Genomic DNA, 23,284 nt, shown 5'->3' with positions numbered 1-23,284 from the left:
TCCCTCCGCGTCCCTTTGCGTTAAAAAACAATCCCCTCCCTCATCCTCTCCTCCAACACATCCAATAACCCATCCACATCCTTCACAGCTTTCTCAAAACAAATCGGTGGTGCTGGTTCCGGTACAAACTGAATTAACTTAATTTCCCCCTTCCCAATCCCAATCATCACAACTTCCACTTCCGGCTTGTGATTCTCGACAATTCCCAAAATTTCCTGAAGCCGATTATCAACCTTATTATTTAAATTCTCTATCTGCTCTTTCGGACAATAAACAAAATGCGGCGTTGGTTGCAAATCAATACCAACAGTACCTTGACTGTCACCATTTGCTAACCACAATCCCCAAAAAAGCGCCGCCAATTCTTGCTGATTTGCTTTCACAAACCTATCCAACTGGTGACGCCACTTAGTATCACCTGATTCTGGTTGACTATTACCAAAAAACATAAATAATTCGTAATGAAGACACAAAAGTTTGGGCAAAAGTTATCTCAAACCTGACTGTACACGCCAGAGGCCGGAATAAATCCCATCTTTCTCCAGCAATTGCTCATGGGTTCCCGACTCTACTAATTTCCCATGTTCCATGACATAAATGCAATCGGCATTGCGAATGGTTGAAAGACGATGAGCTATCGCAATTGTAGTTCTATCAACTGTAATCCGATCGAGCGATCGCTGGATTGCCGCTTCTGTCTCATTATCCACTGCCGAGGTAGCTTCATCTAAAATCAGAATCGGAGGATTTTTGAGAACTGCACGAGCGATCGCAATCCGTTGTCTTTGTCCACCAGATAACTTTTGTCCTCTTTCCCCCACAATTGTCTCATAACCTTGGGGCAGGTTAATAATAAATTCGTGCGCCTCGGCTATCTTCGCCGCCGTGATAATTTCTTGCTCTGTAGTCTCAAAGCTGCCATAAGCAATATTCTCTGCTATAGTGCCATGAAATAGAAAGACATCTTGACTCACCAAACCAATACAGCGGCGTAAATCTTGTAAATTCAAACTTTGTAAGTCAATGCCATCGAGAGTAATGCTTCCAGTTTGCACTTCGTATAACCGCAACAAAAGTTTGACTAAAGTGCTTTTACCAGAACCCGTTGAACCTACAATTGCAATGGTTTTCCCCGCCGGAATATCCAAAGACAGATTTTTAATAACTGGAAATCTATCTTTATAGGCAAAATGAACATCTTTAAATTGCACTTCACCACGCACTTTATCCACAGGTAACGATACATCACCTGTATGAATAGTGATGGGAGTATCTAACAAATTCATGACTCGATTAGTCGAAGCCATTGCCCTTTGATATTGGTCAAAAGTTTCCCCTAATCTTGTTAAAGGCCACAGCAAACGCTGGATTAAAAACACTAATACGCTGTAAGTACCTACAGACATTCTTCCAGAAACTGCTGCCATCCCGCCATATAACAGTAATGCCGTGAACCCCACCAAAATCAGCATCCGAATTAACGGTACAAAAGCAGCAGAAAGAATAATTGCCTTGCTATTACTGCGGCGATAAGCGTCACTATCTAATTCCAAACGAGAGGCTTCATAAGTTTCGGCGGTGAAACTTTTAATAGTAGTAATTCCGCTGATATTGTTTGACAAACGCGAATTTAGGAAACCTACCTTTTCCCGGACATCAGCGTAGCGAGGTGCAAGTAGTCGTTGGTAGGCAAAGGAACCCCAGAGGATAAATGGCATTGGTGACAAAGCCATCCACGCCACATCAGGAGCCAAAATGAAAAAAGCAGCGCCAATAATTACAACAGTTGCGGAAACTTGGATAATATCATTTGCTCCCCCATCCAAAAACCGCTCTAATTGGTTAATATCATCACTGAGAATAGACATTAAACCGCCAGTGCTGCGTTCTTCAAAATAAGCCAATTCCAACTCTTGCAAATGTTTGTATGCATCCAAACGCAAGTCATGCTGGATATTCTGAGCCAAATTCCGCCAAAGTCGAGCGTAGGCGTACTCAAAAACAGATTCTAGTATCCAAATGATCACAGTCAGGAAGGAAATAATCAAAAATTGTCCAAAGACATCGCGTACCCCTAACTGGGCAATTATAGAATCCTGCTGCTTGACTACCACATCCACCGCGACGCCAATTAAGCCGGGTGGTGCCAAGTCGAAAAATTTATTGAGGGTAGAATAAGTAATCGCCAGCCAAATTTGTTTACGATACTGGTGTCCATACTCCAGCAAACGCTGGAGAGGATACTTTGAATGTTTACGCCTTCTTGATACCCGATGAGATTTTAATACGGTAGCCACGGCTTTTTGCGGTTTCGTGCAGTTGATATTACCACAGAACAAAGTCCTGAGTCCTGAGTCTGAAGATTAAAGACTTAGAGGATGTTTTAAAAAAGTCTTTAATCTTATAGTTAGCACAGCGAAGTATCTCAGTATATGACTAAAACCTTAATTTTTCGTCGTGCTTAATCCCGTGAAGAACAACAAAATTATACCTTCCGGGACTTTTAAAACATTTTCTCATTAACCACTGCCAAGGTAGCTTCATCTGAAATTAAAACGGGCGGATTCTTCAAGACAGCACGATACAAGTTAATAACAATATAATTTTGACTTTTTTCAGAGATATCTATAATAAAGGAACTTTTCCCTCCAGGCTCTTTGAGGTTCCGGGTATTATGCTTAATTGCCCAGATATCATATGACATCTATCTGTCTATCAATAAATTGTCTATAAGAGTTGAAATGGAATATGGCAATATCTGATATCCTCCAAGAACCACAGCGTCTGGGTAGCTTATTTAGTGGACTGCGTGGGGATTTGACAGGAGGACTGACGGCAGCAGTGGTAGCCTTGCCTTTAGCTTTAGCCTTTGCGGTGGCAAGTGGAGTAGAACCAAAAGCTGGACTTTACACGGCTATCGTGGCGGGAATTGTCGCGGCAATTTTTGGTGGTTCCTCAGTCCAGATTACAGGCCCAACAGGTGCAATGGCTGTGATTTTGGTGGCAATTGTCGCCAAGTACGGCATTGAGAAAGTTTGGATTGCTGGGGTGATGGCTGGGATTATCCAGATTGCCTTGGGGGTTGCCAAACTGGGACAGCTAGTGAAGTTTATTCCCTATCCAGTGACGGCAGGCTTTACCAATGGTACTGCCGTGATTATATTTTGTGGTCAATTAAATAATTTTTTTGGTTTACAACTACCGCGTAGCGAACATTTTTTACCAGGAGTTTGGCAAAGTCTAAGTCATGTAGAAGCTCTAAACTGGGCTGCTGTTGGGTTGGCAATGGTGGTGATTGCAACCACAGTTTTGTGGCCCAATATAAATTCTACAATCCCAGGTTCTTTAATGGGATTGGTGTTGGCAACAGCGATCACTGCTTATTTCCATCTGGCTGTACCCACAATTGGCAGCATTCCCCAATCTTTACCGATGCCCCACGGTATCCCCCACTGGAATAATTTTAGGTTGATTCGGGAACTGATTAATCCCGCTTTGGCTTTAGCAGCACTAGGAAGTATTGAATCGTTGCTATCGGCAGTAGTGGCTGATGGGATGACGGTGAGCGAAAAACACAATAGCGATCGCGAATTAATTGGTCAAGGATTGGCAAATATTATTGTGCCATTTTTTGGTGGCATCCCCGCAACAGGTGCGATCGCTCGGACTGTTATCAATGTCCGTTCTGGCGCTAAAACCCGACTATCTGGGGTAATTCACGGCGTTGCCTTAGCCATTTTTATTTTAACTTTAGCACCCCTAGCAGCACAGATTCCTTTAGCAGCACTTGCTGGGATTTTGATGGTAGTTAGCGTGCGGATGATTGAGTGGAAAGCCATTGGTTTATTGATGCGTGCTACCTACTCCGACTTTGCGGTGATGATTCTCACCTGGCTAGTGACAATCTTGTTTGACTTAGTTCTGGCTGTAGAAGTGGGATTGATTGCAGCCGGAGCCTTGTTCATCAAACAGATGAGTGATTTAAGCCTAGTCAAAATACCTGAAACCGAAGTATTTCCCCCTGGTACGCCTCTAGAATTAGGTAGGGAAATTGCCGTTTATCGGGTAGATGGCCCCGTATTTTTTGGTGCTGCGGAACGTTTTGTTACCTTCGTCCGCCATCAACCGGAAGTGAAGTATTTAATTCTCAGGTTGCGGTATGTGCCAAATATGGACACAACTGGGTTAGTAGCCTTAGAGGATATTTACCACGACTTGGAACGGCACGATTGCCGCTTAATTCTCACAGGTTTACAACTCGAAGTAAAACAACTACTAGAACGTTCAGGATTGTTAAAAACAATTGGGTTATCAAATTGTTTTGAAACAACGACAGATGCAATTTGCTCTATCTCTCCTCAGATTGAAGGATGTTCTCAACCTGTCGCAGCTGATTTGAAAACCAAAGAATTGATGGAATTAAATGAATGACAATATTTTGCCATCAAAAGAGCAAAATAGATACCTGTAATCACAACTAAAACCTAATACTTATGATTGTTTTTAGATTAGGGTGTGTGATTAGATTACCCAATCAGAACCGTTAGGCTGACACATTGTGCTGTTGGGAGTATTGATAATAATGTACTGAGGTAATACAACATCCATACTTGCCTAAAGGTTGATGTTTATTCTATATTTTATGACATTATGAAAACAATATGAGAAGATTTAACGGTAAAGTAAATGACTCCCCCAGAAAACAAACCTAGCTTACCAGAGGTTCACCGCAGTATTAGAGTGCCTAACAGCAGCGGCTTTTGGCGCAAGATGTTTGCTTATGCAGGGCCAGGGTATTTGGTTTCAGTCGGATACATAGACCCTGGAAACTGGGCAACAGACATTGCTGGTGGGTCAAAGTTTGGTTATACTCTGTTAACAGTGATCCTGCTGTCTAACTTGATGGCGATATTACTGCAAGCTTTGTGTGTACGTTTGGGAGTTGCTACGGGGCGAGATTTGGCACAGGCTTGTCGGGACTATTTCAGTCGAAGGGTAAGCTTTTGTTTGTGGGTACTGTGTGAGATTGCGATCGCCGCTTGTGACTTAGCAGAACTATTGGGAAGTGCGATCGCACTGCAACTTTTATTCGGTATTCCCTTGATATGGGGTGTTTGCATCACAGCGCTGGATGTCCTGGTATTGCTATTTCTGCAACATAAAGGCTTTCGCTATACAGAAGCCCTGGTAATAATGCTGGTGGCAACAGTAGGTATCTGTTTTACAGCAGAAATTCTGTTTTCCCGCCCTGATATCGGGGGGATTTTGTTGGGATATCTGCCCAATAGAGAAATTTTGCAAAATCCAGAAATGCTCTACATTGCTATCGGCATTTTGGGGGCAACAGTCATGCCTCACAATTTATATTTACACTCCTCAATTGTGCAAACCCGTGATTGGCAACCTAATAGTGAAAAAAGATGGGAAGCTATTAAGTTTAGCACAATTGATTCAACTTTTGCTTTGTCATTAGCACTGTTTATCAACTCAGCGATTTTAATTATATCTGCTGCAACATTTCATTTTTCTGGTAATCAGAATGTGGCAGAAATTCAAGATGCTTATAAATTACTTTCACCATTATTAGGAGTTAGTGCTGCTAGTGCTATTTTTGGCATCGCTTTACTTGCTTCTGGGCAAAGTTCAACGCTGACTGCAACTCTGGCAGGACAAATTGTTATGGAAGGCTTTTTACAATTTCGCTTTCCGTCTTGGTTACGCCGTTTAATAACCCGTTTGCTTGCCATTATTCCAGCGTTAATTACAATCATTCTTTTTGGTGAAAAGAGTACAAGTAGGCTCATAGTTCTCAGTCAAGTTATTCTCAGCTTACAGTTACCGTTTGCAGTGATTCCATTGGTGATATTTACAAGTAATCGCCGCTTGATGGGTGAGTTTGTGAATCCCTTGTGGTTAAAATCTTTAGCCTGGTTAGTTGCTATTGTGATCGTAGGTTTAAATGTTTGGTTGCTATTACAAAGTATTTTGGGATGACTATTCCAAGTTCCCAGTAAAGCGTTAACAAACCCGCTTTCCTTGCAAATCAGGTTCAGAGAAATTTAATTGCTCCAAGTGATTTAGATTTAACTCAGTAACAAAATTATTTTTTTATCATACCAAATAATATTCCCGTCAAAATCAAAAAATGGGATCGCAAATATTCCACCTCTACTATTGCCATTATGAGCATTATCGTCTTCGGCAGCATAAATATAGACTTGGTAGCTACAGCACCCCGGTTGCCAGTCGCAGGAGAAACGTTGCTAGGAAAAGACTTTTTTCAAGTTTCAGGAGGTAAAGGAGCTAATCAAGCCGTAGCATTAGCAAGATTGGGAATTCCTACCCAAATGGTGGGGCGTGTAGGTGCAGACAGTTTTGGTGTGGAACTTGTCAACAATTTGCAAGCATCTGGTGTGCAGATTGACAATATTTTCGTGGATAAGACTGTTAGTTCTGGAGTTGCCATCATCGCCGTAAATTATGCTGGGGAAAATCAAATTATTGTAATTCCTGGTGCAAATAAGTGTGTCAATCAAGAAGATGTAGAACGATTGTCCCATTTATTACCAGAAGCTACAGCACTGCTTTTACAATTAGAAATTCCGATTCCTGCCGTGGTTGCAGCCGCTAAAGCCGCAAGAAAAACCAAAATAACCGTAATTCTCGACCCTGCACCCGCACAATTTGATTTCCCAGATGAACTTTACCCGTTAGTGGACATTATCACACCGAATGAAGTTGAAGCCGCGCAGTTAGTGGGTTTTCGTGTGGATGGAGAAGAACTTGCAGCCAAAGCAGCTGGAGTTTTATTAGAACGGGGTGTGAAATGTGTGATCGTTAAACTGGGTGCTAAAGGTGTTTTTTGTGCCACTGCTGAGGAAAAGTTTTTTGTACCAGCGTTTCCAGTTCATGCGATTGACACAGTAGCTGCTGGCGATGCTTTTAATGGCGGCTTAACGGCAGCACTTTTTGAAGGACTTTCTTTACATCAGGCAGTTGTTTGGGGTGCAGCAGCAGGTGCTTTGGCGACAACAAAACCAGGCGCACAAACTTCGCTACCGGATAGGTTTACATTTGATGCGTTTCTTAAGGAAAGGGCATCTGTGAAAAGTTAGAATCAAGCGTCTTTTGTCAATCAATTAAAATATTCAAATCTTTTTAATAATAAGGTGTACCAATTAATGCCAATAAAAAGCCCTCAAGGCAAGATGAGGGCTTGGCACTTTTTTGCTAGATATCGGCTCAATCTTTTCTACCCACGAGCAAGCGTAATCTGAGCAGCGTTAAAGTCTTGTAGCCGAGTCATGTTTCCACTGTTTTTATCTACGCTATACACAACATTAGGTGTCTCATACCTCAGCGCTCCAAAAGCGATCAGTTGACCTGTTGCAGAGCAAACTAAGCTTTGTAAGCCGTTATTCCATGCTTTACCATTAAGTTTCAATTGTGCCAGTCTGATCGGATTTTTTTGATTTGAATCTAGCTGCACCAGAGTTGTTTCACCACCTGCTCCAACTAAAGACGTATAAAGTTTTCCATCTGGGGATTCAGCTAGATTGCTGACTCGCTCATCATTCAGGAATTTTACTTTACTAATAACACTGATCTCTCCTGTTTGAAGGTCAATATCTACCAATTTGATCGGCGGTGTACCGTTCTTCTTATTTACTAGACCGATGAGTCGCCCATCATTAGTGCCTACCAGGCTCCCAAGCTGTTGACTCTGTTTAAGTCCTGAGACTATCAAAGTTTTTACAGGCGTACTCAAAAATGTAATGCGAGTCGGTGTCCTCTCTCTTCTACTAGCGCTAACAGGAGTAACGGCTACAACAAGTGTGCCATCGCTTAAAGAAGTGAAACCACTCAATGTCTCGTTAGCCTCTACTAAAGGTTTAATGCGATCGCTAAGTGTGCCATTACTTGAAGGAGCGATGCCACTTAATATCCCGTTAGTCAAATCTGTAATGCGATCGGTAAGTGTGCCATCGCTTATAGAAGTCAAGACATTCAATGCATCATTAGACTTTACTAAAGTTGTACCGTGCTGGGCAAGTATCTGAGAGATTAGTGGACTTACAAGCTGAACCTTTCCTGTATTTAAGGATTGCAAACCAAAGGATTCTAAAACTAGTCCTAGCCCTACAGGCTTAACATCTGTGACTACATCGTCTGAGGCAGTGCTGTCTAATTCAGTGGTGTTTACCTCTGGAATAGCCGTTTGGTCAGTGCTGATGATAGAGCCAGAACCTATACCTATAATTTTAAAACTTGGTGTTTGCGCCAAGGCTTTATTAGTTAGATAACTCAGTCCAGAGACTATAGTTCCAGCAAGTGCCAACTGGCCAAACTTTCGACGTGATACCTTGTAATTCATATTTCTACTCCTAGAATTAATGACTTTTATTGAGTAAAATGCAGTGGATTGAACATTAACGTGTTAGAGGATATTTTAAAAGTCCTAAAAGCTATAATTTTGCTGTTCTCACTTGGGTTAACTTCGATGATAAATCAAGGTTTTAGCCATGTACTGAGATACCTTGCCGTGTTAACTAGGAGAGCAAAAGACCCTTTTAAAATATCCTCTAAGGCTAAAATAATCGCGTCCAGGTTGCTACTGATGGTGTTCCATTATTGTCAGTAATAAAAAGCATATACCAGCCTGGTGGCGCTATGTTTCGATTGTTTGTTACCGTGACATTGAGAGAAGTGGCGTTCCGAGAATTAATCGGTAGATCCACTAACCTTTGTTCTGTATCGCAGGAATGAGTGTTTGCCGTTGGTCTAATCAGACTAACCCATTTAATATTCCCAGCCTGGGGTGTCTGAATCGTAAATTGCAGCCCGTAGCTCAATGTTTGAGGAGCGCTCTGAATGATTGGTCGTGACCGCGACATATACGCAGGACTGTAAATTTCTAATCGCAGTTCATTGACAGTCCGCGCGGGGTTACCTCCAGCTGTGGCTACCCTACCATCTGGCAGGAGCAAGGCCACTGAGTGATATACGCGGGGGATATTTTGTTTAGCTACTACTGTCCAGGTATTTGTGGCTGGATTGTAGATTTCTGCTGGCAGCATTGATTGTTTTGTGTCTTCACTCATTTTGCTACCATTACAAACAAACACTGTGCGATCGGGCAACAAAACTGCGTTCAGATGCATCCGAGCATAGTTTAAAGACTTAGCTGCTACGTAAGTTGGGTTAGTAGCTTTTAAATCTACAATATTTACCCTGTTTGTTGCTGTAGTATTATCACCCCCACCGATAATCATGACTTTTTGGTCTTGTGCTGGTGGTAAAAGCACACTGGTAGCTTGGTTACAGGAACCTGAGTTTTGCAGTCCTGTCACCACTTTTTCTGTCATGGTTTGCGTAAATGTTCCTGGCACGGTTAGTATCGTTGGCGCTACTCCATAGTTGCCGCCCATCTGAGCACCTGAATAAAAAATGTTTCCATTACTTAGTAAAAATAGATTTGCGTATTGGGGGAAGGAACTAGTTACTGGAAAAGCGTTCCAACCATTTGGAAATGTAACAGAATAAATTTCTGGTTGTCTGTTGAGCTTGCCATCTTTATCCGGTCCAGACAGTGCAAAGATCCGACCGCTGCCTAGTGTTAACACAGTAGGATACCAGCGGCCATTATTCATTGATGGCTTCTTGACCCATTTTTCGGTAATGGGATCAAACATCAGAGCAGAGGGTGAACCACAAAATGGGTCATAGCGCAGAGTTCCACCCGCAACCATTAACAGACCCTCAGAACGGAAGGACTGACCAGCGCAAAAAAGGTCAATGGGTTGATTATTATCATCCAATGGAGGCGCTTGACGGGAAAAGGTTCCTTTAGTCACATCCCAAACCACACTGTCATAAGGAGTATTTAACCGAGCCGGATCATTACCCGAACCGCAGAAAAAGAATACTTTACCTGTACGAAGTAGAGCGGCATGCATAGGTAGGATTGGAGAACTGTACGACAATACTTGCCATTTGTCTGTGGTAGTAGCCTGAGCGATGAAAGTCCCTACATCCGTTTTCTCTTGAAGGTCAGTCTTCTTATTAGGTTGAGTCACTTTATTTACAATTATTCCTATGTAAGTTTGATGTTTTTGTTATTTCTTTCAGTAATTTTACTATTATACTTATCCTTTTTTAGGCTCATTTAATGTTAAGATGTGATGTGTTTTATAACAAGATAGTGTTAAATCTGTTTAATCAATAGTAATTACACTGTCAATCATCCATGCTATCGAGTATCTGATTAACCTTTGTCCTGGGTTTTGAGGTAAGACTGAACGATGCTTTTAAATACGATGCGCTCGCTGGCTTAAAAATTGTGTTTCCGACCTCGATTTATTACTAGGTTTTAAACACTATCACTTATTGATAAATGGTTAATAATCTTAAATTTGAATACTGATATATTGTTATACACAAAATTTAAAATAATTAAGAGGCTCACGACATCCGCATTAAGACCTTTGCTAAATTAATTGATAATTCTTTACAGCAGATACATGAATTAAATTGGGGAAAGTAGGTTTTTTAGGAAGTAATGCTTAGACTCAGTTTGAGATGTGGCGATCGCTTTTGGCTGCGATCGCTCCTTTGAGACGATTAGCTAAGAAATTTTTCGCAATCAGCATGATACAAAGTCCAGGCAAAGCGTAGTAAAGTAAAGTAGTAAAACTCAGAGTGGGTTGTAAGCATGGAAACCTACTTAGGAGAAACACTGGTAACGTCAATCGCTCCCAAAGCAAGATTGTTGCCATGAGCAACTCAACTCCAATGGATAACGAGAAAAATCTCCCGAAGAAAAAGGGCAAGACACTCCCTCCCAAGCTGATCATCTGGCTGGGAAAGTTTGTTTGGACGAGTATGTGGCAGATCATGATGTCAAAGCTTGCTCCTAGCAATCAGTCGGGAGCGTATATTCGTCCTCATAGCCAGTTTCGGAAGTTCATCGGTAAAGAAGAGGGAAATCTACACCCACCAGCAGAAGGACGCTACAAACTCTATGTTGGGCTGGGCTGTCCTTGGGCGCACCGAACCTTGGTAGTGCGATCGCTCAAAAAACTCGAAGCGGTAATATCAATATGTATCGTCTCTCCTTCTCCCATTGAAGGCGGTTGGATATTCAACGAGGAAGAAGAAGGTTGTAACACACTGGCTGAATTTTATCAGCTGGCAGAACCTGGTTACAGTGGACGCTCTACAGTTCCAATTTTATGGGATAACCAAACAAAAACTATCGTCAATAATGAGAGTTCAGAGATTATCATCATGCTGAACTCTCAGTTTAACGAGTTTGCCAATAATCCTCCACTCGATCTCTACCCAGAAGCACTTAAAGAAAAGATTGACTGGTGGAATGAAAAGATTTATCACGCGGTAAATAACGGTGTGTATCGCTGCGGTTTTGCCCAAACCCAGTCAGCATACAATCAAGCCTGTAATGAACTGTTCGCAACTCTTGATGAGATTGACATAGCATTGCAGAATAATCGATATCTGTGTGGGGACAATCTCACACTTGCAGATGTTCGTTTATTCACCACGTTATTTCGGTTTGATAGTGCCTACTATGGGTTGTTTAAGTGCAATAGGCAGCGAATTCGAGACTATCAGAATCTTGGAGCTTACTTACGTGATCTATATCAGCTTCCAGGTGTAGCTGACACCTGCGATGTAGAGAGTGTGAAGCGGGACTACTACGGTAACTTATTCCCACTCAATCCAGGCGGGATCATTCCTGATGGGCCTGATATGTCTTATCTTGATCAACCACATGGTCGCGATCGCATTGGCAATATTCAGTAGGGCTGAGTAAGTAGTACTTATGAATCTTCCCACTTAGCGCTGTTTCGGTGAATGCCTCATAAGGTAGATTGAAAACTGATACCTCAATGGCTGCATTCCAAAGTTGGTGTAATCGTGAACCAGATTAATCGAGTTGCAATTGTCGGTGGAACTCATGGCAATGAGTTTACGGGGGCCTACTTAATCCAAAAATTTGCCCAGTTTCCCGACTTGATTACTAGACCAAGTTTTGAGACAGTTACTCTGTTAGCAAATCCTAACGCTTTTGGGGTGGGGAGGCGATATATAGAGAAGGATTTAAATCGCTGTTTTCTCAAACAAGATTTACAAGATCCGACTCTGAGCAGTTATGAAGAATTGCAAGCTAAATCAATCCAAAATAGACTAGCATCAACTGTAGATAAAGCAGATTTCATTTTAGACTTGCACAGCACTACAGCTAATATGGGTCTGACAATTATTTTGGTAAACAGTCATCCCTTAAACTTGAAATTGGCTGCTTATTTGAGCCAGATTAATCCTTTGGTTAGGGTTTATCGCTGCTCTTTCAAATCAGTTGAAGAAAACCCATTTGTAAACTCTCTGTGTGAACTAGGCTTTGCGATCGAGGTTGGCCCCATTGCCCAAGGTATCTTAAAAGCGACGCTATTCCAACAAACGCAGGAACTTGTTTATAGGATTCTCGACTATCTAGAAAGGTTTAATCTGGGTGAAATTCCATCAACTAAGGAAACGTTAATTCTTTATGACCATTTATCAGTTGTGGACTATCCAAAAAAACCGGATGGAACAATCTTTGGGATGATTCATCCAGAACTTCAGGACAAAGATTATCAAGCCTTGAACCCAAGAGAGCCAATATTTTTAACTTTTGATGATAAAACAATTGTTTATGAAGGGACATCTACCGTTTGGCCGATTTTTATTAATGAGGCAGCTTACTACGAAAAGGGAATTGCAATGTGTTTGACTCAAAGGCAGCAAATCAATATTTTAGAATGTTGAGAAAATTTTTTGTATAATCGCTTTTTATTGAAAGTGATGATATAAATTGAACATCGTAATGTAGAAAATATGCTGATCCTAATTTATAAGTCCTGTAGCTGGTGCGCCGCCCAATAGCCTGTCATAGACATTGCTAAAGAATGTGGATTAAACAAAATCCAAAATTTCTTTTTAGTATGGTGCGTTAGTCTAATATATAACGCACCATCTCAATACTTTCGGTGTCGGACTCCCCGTAATAACACATTTTACTAAACTTGCTGAAGATTAAATCCGTGTTCCTAAGACTTACTTAAATTTACGCTTAAAATCGTCCAAATACTTAAACTCATAATGAAAACGAAGCGACCAAGAAACAAACCAATAGCCAGTCTTTCTTTAGACTTAGATAATATTTGGTCTTATCTAAAAAATCAGGGCGCTTTGGGTTGGGAGACTTTTCCCTCTTACTTAGATATTGCAGTCCCTCGTTTCTTAGATATTCTCCAGCAATGGGATTTGACAATCACAGTATTCATTGTGGGTCAGGATGCAGCGTTGGAAAAGAACACCAAGGCATTAGAAGCGATCGCTAGCGCTGGTCATGAAATTGGCAATCATTCATTTTATCATGATCCTTGGCTACATCTGTATTCAGAGGATGAGATTGAACAAGAGGTGGCTTTGGCTGAAGAACATATCAAGCGCGTCACTCATCAACATCCTATTGGCTTCCGAGGGCCTGGATACAGTTTTTCTCCTGCCGTATTGAGAGTTTTAGCACGACGGGGATACGAATATGATGCTTCGACTTTTCCCACATTTTTGGGGCCCATAGCACGAGCGTATTATTTGATGACTTGTAAACTGAGCAAGGAAGAACGCAAGAAAAGGGAAGCCTTATTTGGTGGTTTCAAAGACGGTTTGCAGCCTTTGAAAGCTTACCAGTGGCACATGGGTAAGTATAAACTGACTGAGATTCCCGTTACCACAATGCCAATTTTTAAGGTGCCAATTCACTTCAGTTACATAATGTATCTAAGTACATTTTCTTCGGAAGTGGCGTTGCTCTACCTGCGAATTGCCCTGTGGCTGTGTAAAATAACACGCGTCCAGCCTTCTTTGCTACTCCATCCTACAGACTTTTTAAGTCAAGAGGATGTGCCAGAACTATCATTCTTCCCTGGAATGAGCGTTCCCACCTACAAAAAGCTAGCAGTAGTAAACAAAAGTTTGGAACTGATATCCAGTCAGTTCAATGTTTTGACTGTTGGACAACACGCCAAATTCGTAGCAGGCGTCCGTCAACTACCTGTATTAGTACCTCAAAAGAGGTAAAAATATGACCTATACGATTTACCAGTGTAATTTATATCCTTAATTACAGGCAAAATTAACTTTTGCGATGTCCAATCAGATTTTTAAGACTTGTCAAGGTTTTAAATAGCAACCAGTTCTCTTTAAAGCAGCTGACATTTGCTAGCAAGAGTGTGTAAAGTAATTGAGAGTTGCTCACTATTTTTAATATTTGACACATCTATCTATGGTTAGAAAAACCCAGCGTCTTTTGCTGCTAGTTATTTCCTGTAGTATAACTGGTGTAATTTTAGGAGGTACTGCCGGTTGGGCAGAAAGTAGTCTCTGCTTGGAAGACAGTAAGGTTACAAGTGACTGTTTAATCCAAGATCCAATCCAAAAAACTATCCAAGGAATGAGTACCGGATTATTAGCAGGGGCTGGGGCGGCTTGCGGTGCAGCATGGCAGTTACGGCGTGAAGATTGAGCATGAACTACCTATCACTAACTCGGCGTACTGGGTTAGACCAAATTTATGTACTAATACTCATTAGCCAGTGCATCCACTTAGACCCAGCGACAAAACTCCTTCAGGGATCGCTCAGGAAGTTTAACAATATAATCTATGTAAGTAGGTTTGCTATGTGTCTTATTCATAAGTCTGGGTTAATCGCCTGGATTGGTGAACGAAATAATCAGTTTTTTGGTCACTTACGTTGTTTTATTTAGGACTTACGCAAAAATTACTAAAAAGCTTAATTTATCGAACCGCCAAGACGCCAAGAGCGCCGAGAATTCGTAGAGTGTGCGTAAGTCTTATTATTGACAAAAGCTAGTCATCTCAAAATTTTCAACGCTCTGTTAGTTTCTGTGTGACTGAGGCAGTTGGATTAGACTTGAAGTGATGGGACTGGAGGAAAGACTGGTGACGAGAGCAATTGGTCTAGAGCAAATTATTGCCCAAAAGGTTCTTACTTTATCAAGAGAACAGCAGCAGCAAGTACTTCACTTTGTAGAATTTCTGCAATTGAAATCACCAACAGTGGAGTTTAAGCACCATGATGGCACGCCAATGTCTGCTTTAGAAGCAGCAGGAGACTTAGTTGGCTGCGTGGATTCTGGCCCTGGGGATCTCTCGACAAACAAGGAGTACCTTAAAAGACCATTAACAGAATGAAGCAATCGGTACTGCTAGATACAGGCCCATTAGTAGCTTTAGTCAATCGGAGAGAGCAGTTTCATAAATGGGTGACAAATCAGTTTGGACAGATTGAACCACCTTTGTTAACTTGTGAAGCGGTAGTTACAGAGGCTTGTTTTCTCTTACAGAATGTTTATGGAGGAGAAGCAGCAGTAATTTCTTTTGTACAAAAGGGAATTATCCATCTCCCGTTGAGCTTGAGTGAAGAAGCTGGAGCGGTTTATGAGTTGATGCTGCGTTATCAGTCTGTACCGATGTCGTTAGCGGATGCCTGTTTGGTGAGGATGGCAGAACTGTATCCTCCTCGTGAATTGCTCACATTTGATAGTGATTTTAGGATTTATAGGAAGAATCGGAATCAATTAATTTCTGTGATTATGCCAGAAGAACTGTGAGCCTACAAGTTTCAATCCTTAATAGGGATTTTGGTTAATTGCAAGGCATTGTTTGGATTAAAGCTTGCTGTAGAAGCATTCTAGTAGGGTTTTTAGTTAAAAGTGATCGCACCTAAACTGGTTTTGGTAGCGTGGTGACTGTGGCCAAGCCAATTGTCTAACTATGCTAACACTTCGCTGCAACGGACTGAATCGATATCTGGCTTTGGATGCAAAGAAGTTAGCGTCTGGGCGCATTTGCATTCTTGGTGGGTTATAGAGAATAATCAAAAATAAAGTAACTTTAGCGTCTTCGTGCGAGAGAATAAATATAAAATATGGCGATCGCAATCGATTTTGGTACTAGCAACACAGTCATTGCTCGTTGGAACCCCGTAACCCAGCAGCCAGAAACCCTGAATCTACCAGGTTTATCAATTAAACAAAGTCTCAATCCGCCACTGATTCCCAGCTTGGTTTATGTTGAAGATGCAACCCAAAATAAAGTATTAGTCGGGCAACAAGTACGCGATCGCGGTCTTGACCTCAAGGGCGAAACGCGATTTTTTCGCAGCTTTAAGCGGGGTATCGGTGCAGATATCCAAGGTTTCTTACCCGAATTAGATGGGCAAATTGTCACCTTTGAACAAGTAGGGCGATGGTTCCTCACCCAGGTGATTGAACAACTAGCGCCCCTGGAAGGAGGGTTAGATTCTTTAGTGTTAACGGTACCTGTAGACAGTTTTGAAGCTTATCGTCATTGGTTGGGGAACGTGTGTCAAGCCCTTCCCGTCGAACAAGTGCGAATGCTGGATGAACCCACAGCCGCAGCCTTGGGTTATGGTTTGGCAGATCAAGAAATTCTTTTGGTGATTGACTTTGGTGGCGGTACTTTAGATTTATCCCTTGTCCGGTTGGATCAAGGCGGGCAAGTAGCCACAAAGCCACTGGGATTTATCCTCAAGTGGGGTAATAAGTCCCTGGCTGAAGATTCAAAACAAAAAGTCAAAACTGCCCGTGTCTTGGCGAAAGCTGGGCAAAATTTGGGTGGTACTGATATTGATAATTGGTTGGTAGATTACTTTGCCAAAACTCAAGAACTGAGGATAAGTCCTTTGACAACACGATTGGCGGAACGGGTAAAAATTCAGCTATCAACCCAAAACCAAGCTAGTGAAGTTTACTTTGATGATGAGACATTTGAAAGCTATGAACTGGAACTAAACCGCGACACTTTTGAAAATATCCTCAAAGAACACGCATTTTTTGAGTTACTGGATGAGTCGATGACGACACTATTGCAGCAAGCAAAACGCCAAGGGATAGAACTTCCTGATATTAATGCAGTTTTGTTAGTTGGTGGGACAGTGCAATTGCCGGCAGTGCAGACATGGATAAAACAGTATTTTGAGCCAGAAAAAATCCGTTGTGAACGTCCCTTTGAAGCGATCGCTCAAGGTGCATTACAACTAACTCAAGGGATACAAATCAAAGACTTTCTGTATCATAGTTATGGTATCCGCTACTGGGATCGCCGCAACCAGCGTCACAAATGGCATTCTCTGATTAAAGCTGGGCAAGCATACCCGATGAATCAGCCAGTAGAATTAGTCTTAGGCGCTTCTGTGGAAAATCAGCCTAGTATTGAATTAATTATGGGAGAATTGGGAACAGATACAGGTAATACCGAAGTTTATTTTGATGGCGATCGCCTAATTACTCGCCGTCTGGAAAATAGTGAAACCAGCGTCAAATCCCTCAACGATCAAGAAGGCGCGAGAACAATTGCCCAACTCACACCAGTTGGATATCCGGGAAGCGACAGGATCAAAATTTTCTTTCAAGTTGATGAGCAAGGCTTTTTGCGAATCACCGTTGAAGACTTGTTAACGAATGATACGCTTTTGGAGAATCAACTCGTGGCACAGTTGAGCTAGATCTAATGCACATCATCAGTCGTAAAAAGCAGCGCGAATTTTGTCAAAAGTATGCTGACTCCTGTGATGCGCTTAACAACTGGTACAAAGCTGTTAATAAAAGTGTATGGAATAATCATTGCCCAAGCGCAAAGAGAAGTGCAGGCTATTCGGCGTCGCACCTTCTGATTCCAGGCGAGTTATTTTTAGCCGCCCATTTTTAACCATCCAAAAACTTGATTGACGGTTAGTGCAAGTTCAATTTCTGGTAATATAGGCAAAAAATCTTCTCCCTGGAGTAGCACTGGCTGTTGCTCTGGTAGAAATACTAAAATACTGAAGTCATCAGGATCAAGAAACCATCCCAGGCGGCTACCATACTTTAGACAGTAAAGAATGTTCCCAATTACTTTGTTGGGTTTTTGTTCTGGCGAAAGAATCTCAATCGTCCAGTCTGGTGTAAGTTCAAAATTATCAGGTACTTCATCATCAAGGGTAAACGGTATGCGTCCCCATTGAAATACAGCCACATCGGGTACTATTGAGCGTTCTCCAAAACTACACCGTAATTCGGGAAATGCATAGGCAATCTTCTGATTTTCCGTGACTTCATTAACAACAGCACAAAGTTTACCTTGTAAGCGGCTGTGTCTCCCTTTCGGCATTGGCTTAGGAATAATCTTACCGTTAATATATTCACTCGCAGGCTTTGTTTCTGGAAGCTTCAGAAACTCTTCCAGGCTAAGTCGTTGAGTAGTTGTGGCGCTCATAGCTCCGGAATTTCTCGAAAATGTATGTGTTTTTAGTCTAGCAGTATATATGGACAGGCACTTTCACGGAGTGTAACGCACCTGTCCATACATCAAGGTAAGAATTGCAATTATTTCCGCACGACTACTAAAGTTCCCATTGTAGTCCAGTTGTAAAGATTGCGAGCTTGCTTAACAGGTAAATTTACGCAACCGTGGCTGACTGGAGTCCCAAAACGGTTATGCCAGTATGCACCATGAATGGCATAGCCTCTGTAGAAATACATTGTGTAAGGAACGTCAGGAATGTTGTAGCCATTGCCTCGCATTCGGTGAGTGCGATACTTAGAATTAATCCGAAATCTACCTATGGGTGTGGGGGTCGATCGCTTACCTCCAGAAATGCGGTATGAATAAACAAGTTTATTACCTTTCCATGCACGTAGGCGTTGCTCTGACAGGTCAATTTCAATCCAGCGAGGTTGGGATGTTTGCCTGATATTATTAAATACAGTGATGCCGTTTTCATCAACTGACGTGGCTGTTGCTGTAGTCGAGTTGGGTGTACCTACTAACGGTGATGACCAAGAGAATAAAGTCACTATCATCAGCGCCACGCCTGTACAAAAAGTTCCTGAAGAACGAATTCCACCACTGCGAATCCAGGTTTGCATTATGCTTCATCTTCTAAACTACGCAAAAATCATGAAGTGAAGTAGTTTTCTGGAAAACTACAATTTTCCAGAGCGACTTCTAGCTTCCTGTAGAGGATTTACGCAATTCATCCGCTAATGCTTCTCAAGACAAGTCCTAAGCTAATCTGTGTCCAATTTGCACATTTGTCATTTGTGCTTTGTTATTCACTAATACCAATTCTCTGTGAAGCTGCACATTATTTTGACCCCTCCCAACCTCCCCTTGCCAAGGGGAGGTGCCGTAGGCGGTGGGGTTCTTTCTATGCGTCTTCATAAAAAATTGGTATAAGGAACACGGATTAAATAAAGAGCAAAGAGCAACTTTCGTAGTGTTACGGCTTCGGTAACGCACCGAAAATATTGGGATGGTGCGTTAACTAAGGGCATAACGCACCCTATGAAAAAGAAGTTTTGCATTTTATTTAATCTGCATTCCTAATGATTAATTACAAAGGACAACCTTTACAAAAAATCTGTCATTTAATATGCCTAAATGCAAATTTTCTCCGAATTCATATTTGCATTTGTAATTTCACCCAGGAATTGTCAGGATTTACGCTTATTTCTTTGGGCAAATCGTTGAATGCCCTCTTCTATATTTTATTTCAAGTTCAGTAATTCCGACTCCGAAGATTCCCAGCATAAAATCTTGCTGGGAATTACTTAATTGTCTTGATTTGTTGTTATTTATGATTTTACCTAAATTGCCTTCTGGCTGCTTAACCTATTATTTCTGAATGACTATTGGTGTACCGACTGATGCCCACTCGAATAGCCATTTTGCATGTTTAGGTGCGATATTCACACAGCCGTGGCTCACTGGAGTACCAAAACTTTTATGCCAATAAGCTCCGTGAATAGCGTAACTACCTTGGTAAAACATCGCATAAGGAACATTGGGAACATTGTAGTTTTCTCCCCGCATCTGCGTAGTTTTGAACTTGGATTGAATTTTAAAAGTACCAACAAGAGTGGGAGTAGCTTTTTTGCCAGAGGAGATAGCGCTTCCGTAAACAACTCTGTCACCTTGCCAAGCTATTAATCGTTGCTTTGAAAGATTAATTTGAATCCAGCGCTGATCCGATTGTTGTAATGTCTGGATTGTTTGTGCAATCACTTGATTTTTGGAATTTGCCCAAACTTCACTCGTTCCAGTAGTAGTAAAAACACTTAAGGACAGTGCTGTACCAGTGAGGAGTATTTGTAGGCAACGCACCCAGTCAGATGAAATCAGTTTTTTCATTTTAGATACACTCACACTCAAATCATGAAGTCTTGAGAAACTTATCAGTTTTCACCTTTATTTCCCTATCTATTACTTTAATAGACGTGAACTTTTGATGGTTTGATTCTAAGTTAACCTAACTGTCGCATCAGCTTTCTTGCTCCAAATGCGATCGCCTCCCAATTTCCTTCTGTGACAAGCTTTTTGGGAAATAATTCACTGCTCAAACCTACAGCGATCGCTCCCGCTTGTAAAAATTCTTTAGCATTTTCTAGAGTGACGCCGCCAGTAGGAATTAAGGGAATCTGACCGAGTGGCCCTTGCAAACTTTTGATGTAATCAGCCCCTCCCACTGCTTGCACGGGAAACACTTTTACACAACTAGCGCCCTGATTCCAGGCGGTAACAATTTCTGTTGGAGTCAGCGCTCCTGGGATAATGGGTACATTTTTTTCTTGTGCTGCTTGAACCATTGCGGAGTCAAAGTGGGGTGTAAAGAGGAATTGCGCCCCCGATGCGATCGCTTCTTGTAGCTGTTGCACATTGAATAGTGTACCAGTGCCAATAGTACAATCTGGTAATTCTAAGCGTAGTTGACTGATTAATTCCCCAGCGCGATCGCTATTCCAGGTAATCTCAATCAACTGTATTCCCCCAGATGCTATAGCCATTGCCATTTGCTGTCCCACTTCGATTTTAGGGGCGCGGATCACTGCGATCGCTCGATGTTTTTGTAACTGTGATAACCAAATTTGATTAAGCATTTTTACTGGCAATTAGGAATTGGGGGCTAGGAACTGGAGACGGGGTACTAGAGAATAGTTATGCTAATACCTAGTTTTCAATAACTACGCCCGTCGTAGATATCGCCTGATTTTAAATAAGATTGCGGACAATAAGCCAGGAAAATTTAGTAAATTAATTTAAATATTTTTAACTGTAAATTAAATCAATAAACCAGCGCTAGTTTAATAACAGGCTGGCGCTATATTTTTTAATTATTGATAAATAAAATAATAATTGGTGGTAATCTAAGAGATTGTTTGAAAAGTCGTGATTGATGTATTAAATATTTTTTTACCCCTCCCTAACCCTCCCCTTATAAAGGTGAGGGGACTGGATTTTCTGGTTTCCCCCCAATATATCGGGGGGACTAAGGGGGGTAACAACGCAATTAAAATCACAGTTAACCACTTTTCAAACAACCTCTAATCCCGTGCGATCACTGTTAATAAACTTCAATTAAAAAAATATCCATTAATCGTAGAGTGTGTTAGTACGGCATCGTTACAGATCAAGATGATGGATGGTGCGTTACAAGGTTTCGTCTAATGCAATAGCAGTTACAGCATTTTGCATCTAAATGAACTACATCCTTACCCCCCTTAATCCCCCCGATGTATTGGGGGGAAATTCCCAATCTAGTTCCCTCCCCTTTCTAAGGGGAGGGTTAGGGAGGGGTATTTTTGTACTTCATTAACTTGCAATCTGCTGTATCAGCGGCGGCTTCCACGCTGATAACTGCCTCCCCTACTTATCTAAACTAGGGCTGGTGTATTTGCACGCTTAACTTGAGGTGTTGCAACCATCTTCATTCCAGCAGGTGCAGCTAGAGTTAAACCACGGCGCACAGGACGCACAGAATGTTTGTTCACCAGCGAAAGTTGAAAATCTGACAAAACAGTTGCTAAGACGATTTTCATTTCATACTGGGCAAATGCCATCCCAATACAGCGACGATTACCGCCACCAAACGGTAAATATTCGTATGGTGAATATTGCCTTTGTAAAAAGCGTTCTGGTTTGAACTGTTTGGATTGTGGATACACTTCTTCCCGATGATGCGCTAAATAAATACTGGGGACTACTGCCGTTCCCTCTGGCAGTTCATAGCCCATAATTTCAATTGGGGTCTTCACAATCCGCACAAAAGCATTCATGACAATTGGATAAATTCGCAATGTTTCTTGGCAAACTGCTGTCAAATAGGGCAATTTACCAATACTACTCAAATCAGGGTTAACTTCAATGGTGTTAAGTTCCTGTAGCAACTTCTGACGCACCTCTGGTAAATGGTCAATCCAGTAAAAAGCCCATGTCAATGCAGAAGCGGTAGTTTCATGTCCTGCAACTAGCAGCGTCATTAACTCGTCGTGTAATTCTTCATCTGACATCCCTTGACCATCGTTGTAACGAGCAGCCATCATCAAACTCAGGATATCTTGGCGATTTTGATCAGATTCAGCCCGACGTTCCCGAAGCAAAGCATAAATCAGTTGCTCAATTTTTTGCCGTTGTTGCAAAATCCAACCCCACGGACTCCACGCACCGAAATCTTTTTGCATGAACCTGAAAAAGAAGGCGCTGGACATTACGGGCGAAGTGATGAAGTCTAGCAAGTCACTTAGCGATCGCCTCAGTTCCTCAAAAAGCTGTCCTTCATTCAAACCAAATACAACCCGTAGGATAACACGCAAGGTGATTTCTTGCATCGACTCACGGATATTAAAAGGCTTGCCAATTTGCCATTCATTACTCACCTGTCGGGTTATTTTACGGATTTCTTGACCATAAGCCCGCATCCTTTCGCCATGAAAAGGAGGAGCTAATAGTTGCCGTTGCCGCTGGTGGCGATCGCCATCTGATAACATAAAGGAGCGATCGCCAAGTAAAAATTTTAGTCCTATGTTCCCCCTCCCAACCTCAAAATGGCTGGAATCAGCAGTAAAAATCTGCTCAAGTGCTTGGGGTTGACTAAAGTACACAAGATGGTTATCGCCGCGACTACTCCTAATAGTAAAGGTGTCACCATAGATTTTGGCAAAATCATCCATATATTTCACTGGCTGACTAATAAACTTGATCATCCGCAGCCAGCGCGGCATTTGAGGCCCATCAGGCAAATTGTAAGTTGCTATCATAGAGTTTTGTGGAGTTGATGGCTTCTAAATTTTATTGTTACGAGTTTTCATGTTCTTGAGGGTCACATAAAGCGGTATATTCTTGTAAGCCAGTCTTAAT

At 41.7% G+C, this 23,284-nt stretch carries 20 protein-coding genes; 10 read left to right on the top strand and 10 right to left on the bottom strand.

The window, feature by feature from the left end; genetic code table 11:
* Positions 1-20 precede the first annotated feature (20 nt).
* Positions 21-449, bottom strand: a complete 429-nt coding sequence (gene ccmS / locus V7K35_RS02315; RefSeq protein WP_335076031.1) for a beta-carboxysome assembly chaperone CcmS — start codon at positions 447-449, stop codon at positions 21-23.
* A 39-nt stretch (positions 450-488) separates the two neighbouring features.
* Positions 489-2,297, bottom strand: coding sequence for an ABC transporter ATP-binding protein (locus tag V7K35_RS02310; protein WP_335076030.1), 1,809 nt, complete (start codon positions 2,295-2,297; stop codon positions 489-491).
* 451 nt (positions 2,298-2,748) lie between these two features.
* Here V7K35_RS02310 and V7K35_RS02305 point away from each other — a divergent pair, with 451 nt between their 5' ends.
* The 3 genes from V7K35_RS02305 (at position 2,749) to rbsK (ending at position 7,115) form a co-directional block, all read left to right on the top strand.
* Entirely contained in the window at positions 2,749-4,431 is a 1,683-nt protein-coding gene (locus V7K35_RS02305) for a SulP family inorganic anion transporter (protein ID WP_335076028.1), read from the top strand.
* 255 nt (positions 4,432-4,686) lie between these two features.
* The gene (locus V7K35_RS02300) at positions 4,687-5,994 is read left to right on the top strand and encodes an Nramp family divalent metal transporter (protein WP_335076026.1); all 1,308 of its coding nucleotides are present in this window, start codon (positions 4,687-4,689) and stop codon (positions 5,992-5,994) included.
* 188 nt (positions 5,995-6,182) lie between these two features.
* Complete coding sequence (gene rbsK, locus V7K35_RS02295) at positions 6,183-7,115, top strand: ribokinase (RefSeq protein WP_335076024.1); 933 nt, start codon at positions 6,183-6,185, stop codon at positions 7,113-7,115.
* A 137-nt stretch (positions 7,116-7,252) separates the two neighbouring features.
* Here the strand turns inward: rbsK and V7K35_RS02290 are convergent, their stop codons facing one another.
* The 3 genes from V7K35_RS02290 to V7K35_RS02280 form a co-directional block, all read right to left on the bottom strand.
* Positions 7,253-8,374, bottom strand: coding sequence for a hypothetical protein (locus V7K35_RS02290; RefSeq protein WP_335076023.1), 1,122 nt, complete (start codon positions 8,372-8,374; stop codon positions 7,253-7,255).
* A gap of 214 nt (positions 8,375-8,588) precedes the next feature.
* Complete coding sequence (locus V7K35_RS02285) at positions 8,589-10,076, bottom strand: galactose oxidase-like domain-containing protein (RefSeq protein WP_335076021.1); 1,488 nt, start codon at positions 10,074-10,076, stop codon at positions 8,589-8,591.
* Between the two features lie 492 nt (positions 10,077-10,568).
* The gene (locus V7K35_RS02280; RefSeq protein ID WP_335076019.1) at positions 10,569-10,775 is read right to left on the bottom strand and encodes a hypothetical protein; all 207 of its coding nucleotides are present in this window, start codon (positions 10,773-10,775) and stop codon (positions 10,569-10,571) included.
* On the opposite strand from V7K35_RS02280, the gene V7K35_RS02275 reads away from it, so the two are divergent.
* From V7K35_RS02275 to V7K35_RS02245, 7 genes are all read left to right on the top strand, one after another.
* Positions 10,774-11,823, top strand: coding sequence for a glutathione S-transferase family protein (locus tag V7K35_RS02275; protein ID WP_335076017.1), 1,050 nt, complete (start codon positions 10,774-10,776; stop codon positions 11,821-11,823). The genes V7K35_RS02280 and V7K35_RS02275 overlap by 2 nt on opposite strands.
* 114 nt (positions 11,824-11,937) lie before the next feature.
* Positions 11,938-12,828, top strand: a complete 891-nt coding sequence (locus V7K35_RS02270) for an aspartoacylase (RefSeq protein WP_335076015.1) — start codon at positions 11,938-11,940, stop codon at positions 12,826-12,828.
* A 333-nt stretch (positions 12,829-13,161) separates the two neighbouring features.
* Positions 13,162-14,145 carry a polysaccharide deacetylase family protein gene (locus V7K35_RS02265; RefSeq protein WP_335076013.1) on the top strand — a complete coding sequence of 328 codons (984 nt, stop codon included), beginning with the start codon at positions 13,162-13,164 and terminating at the stop codon, positions 14,143-14,145.
* Positions 14,146-14,350: 205 nt separating this feature from the next.
* Complete coding sequence (locus V7K35_RS02260) at positions 14,351-14,590, top strand: hypothetical protein (protein ID WP_273766307.1); 240 nt, start codon at positions 14,351-14,353, stop codon at positions 14,588-14,590.
* Positions 14,591-15,028: 438 nt separating this feature from the next.
* Positions 15,029-15,280, top strand: coding sequence for a hypothetical protein (locus V7K35_RS02255; protein ID WP_335076011.1), 252 nt, complete (start codon positions 15,029-15,031; stop codon positions 15,278-15,280).
* Positions 15,277-15,699 (top strand): type II toxin-antitoxin system VapC family toxin, encoded by a 423-nt coding sequence (locus tag V7K35_RS02250; protein ID WP_335076009.1) that lies wholly within the window; start codon positions 15,277-15,279, stop codon positions 15,697-15,699. Before V7K35_RS02255 ends, V7K35_RS02250 begins: the two co-directional genes overlap by 4 nt.
* A 317-nt stretch (positions 15,700-16,016) precedes the next feature.
* Entirely contained in the window at positions 16,017-17,615 is a 1,599-nt protein-coding gene (locus V7K35_RS02245) for an Hsp70 family protein (RefSeq protein WP_335076007.1), read from the top strand.
* 185 nt (positions 17,616-17,800) lie between these two features.
* Here V7K35_RS02245 and V7K35_RS02240 read toward each other — a convergent pair whose 3' ends face one another.
* The 5 genes from V7K35_RS02240 to V7K35_RS02220 all read right to left on the bottom strand — a co-directional run bounded on the left by V7K35_RS02240 (position 17,801) and on the right by V7K35_RS02220 (position 23,184).
* Complete coding sequence (locus V7K35_RS02240) at positions 17,801-18,364, bottom strand: Uma2 family endonuclease (protein WP_335076005.1); 564 nt, start codon at positions 18,362-18,364, stop codon at positions 17,801-17,803.
* 110 nt (positions 18,365-18,474) lie between these two features.
* Complete coding sequence (locus V7K35_RS02235) at positions 18,475-19,017, bottom strand: L,D-transpeptidase (protein ID WP_335076003.1); 543 nt, start codon at positions 19,015-19,017, stop codon at positions 18,475-18,477.
* Positions 19,018-19,765: 748 nt separating this feature from the next.
* Positions 19,766-20,281 (bottom strand): L,D-transpeptidase, encoded by a 516-nt coding sequence (locus V7K35_RS02230; protein ID WP_335076001.1) that lies wholly within the window; start codon positions 20,279-20,281, stop codon positions 19,766-19,768.
* A gap of 113 nt (positions 20,282-20,394) precedes the next feature.
* The gene (locus V7K35_RS02225) at positions 20,395-21,027 is read right to left on the bottom strand and encodes a bifunctional 4-hydroxy-2-oxoglutarate aldolase/2-dehydro-3-deoxy-phosphogluconate aldolase (protein WP_335076000.1); all 633 of its coding nucleotides are present in this window, start codon (positions 21,025-21,027) and stop codon (positions 20,395-20,397) included.
* Positions 21,028-21,801: 774 nt separating this feature from the next.
* Positions 21,802-23,184, bottom strand: a complete 1,383-nt coding sequence (locus tag V7K35_RS02220) for a cytochrome P450 (protein WP_335075998.1) — start codon at positions 23,182-23,184, stop codon at positions 21,802-21,804.
* Positions 23,185-23,284 lie beyond the last annotated feature (100 nt).

This window comes from Nostoc sp. (assembly GCF_036917275.1).
Lineage (GTDB): Bacteria > Cyanobacteriota > Cyanobacteriia > Cyanobacteriales > Nostocaceae > Nostoc.
The sequence above is the reverse complement of the archived record's forward strand: the minus strand, read 5'-3'. Positions and strand labels throughout refer to the sequence as shown.